Raw genomic sequence first — 1,124 nt, 5'->3', positions numbered from 1 at the left:
TCCGATGATCAAGCTTGGTGTGAGAACCGCAAGATCACCACCGGAGTCGTGCCCGTGCTTACATCCTCGACCGCGTGTCGCCGCAGCTCAGCGCCCACTCACCGCGACTTTGCCGACCCCCTGGGTCGGATGGGTGTCGAACAGGGCCTGTCGGAGGGCGAGTGCCTCGTCGGTGGCGCCGCGTTCGAACAGGAGATCCACGTAGCAGTCGCGCAGCTTGCCGATGTCGATCGGGTTGCCGGTCTGGGTGAGCCCGCGGTGGGCCCACTGCTCAGCGTCGGTGGTGCGGCCGGCCTTCCGCAATGCGTTGACGATCTTGAGGTACTGCGGGGCTCCGTACAGGTCTCCGGCGACGACGCGGACGTAAGCGTCGACGTCGCCGGAGAGCTCGGCGAGCTGCTCACGCAGGATGCGAATCGCGAACGGCGTTCTGCCGAGCAGGTCGGGCTCGGCGTCCCGGGCGCGCTGGTCAACGATCCGGGCCAGCTCCGCGGCTCCGGTCTCGCCCAGCGCCGCCGCGTAGTCGCGCAGCTCGAAGTCAGGCCAGCCCGGCCCGTCCAGGCGCAGCCGGGCCAGCCACGCCGCCAAGCGCTTCGGATCGGGTGGCGCTGCGGCGCAGGCCCGCGCGTGCACGGCCATCATGACCCGGAGATCGCTGCCGACGATGCCGGACGAGTCATCCATGAACATCAGCGCGCTCGTGATTCGATCCACCGCTCGCCCGGCGAGCCCGGGCACCGCGGCCGGCTCCGTCTCGAGCAGTACACCGCATGCCGACGCCACTTCCCGCACGCGCTGGGAGTACTCGCGTCGCCCATGCAACGGGTGAATACGCCGATCCCGTCGCAGCCCGTCGATCAACCGGCGAACCCGCGCCACCTCCTCGCTGGCCACGCCCCCAGTCAACACCGTGCTTGGCGTCGGTCCCATGGCGGCCCTGCGCGGACGGCGAGCAATAGCCAGACGTGTGGGTGAAGACCCTTTAAGATGATCAAGCGCACGGCCTGGCCGACATCGCCGGTTGGGTGGCCTACGGCGCGTCGCCCCGCGCCACCCTGGGGATCGTGGCCGCCGCCCGCGCGATCGCCCTGATCCGGGGCCGCGACTACGTGCTGCCGCAGGAC

At 70.2% G+C, this 1,124-nt stretch carries 1 protein-coding gene and 1 pseudogene; one reads left to right on the top strand and one right to left on the bottom strand.

Annotated elements, in window-relative coordinates:
* Positions 1 to 87 precede the first annotated feature (87 nt).
* Positions 88 to 894, bottom strand: a complete 807-nt coding sequence (locus KME75_RS41810) for a DUF6880 family protein (protein WP_219420555.1) — start codon at positions 892 to 894, stop codon at positions 88 to 90.
* 104 nt (positions 895 to 998) lie between these two features.
* Between KME75_RS41810 and KME75_RS41805 the strand changes: the two are divergent.
* Positions 999 to 1,124: pseudogene (locus KME75_RS41805) on the top strand (AAA family ATPase); the annotation flags it as partial.

Source organism: Pseudonocardia nigra (assembly GCF_019396355.1).
Lineage (GTDB): Bacteria > Actinomycetota > Actinomycetes > Mycobacteriales > Pseudonocardiaceae > Pseudonocardia > Pseudonocardia nigra.
Note: the sequence above shows the minus strand (reverse complement) of the source record. Positions and strands in the feature narration are given on the sequence as shown.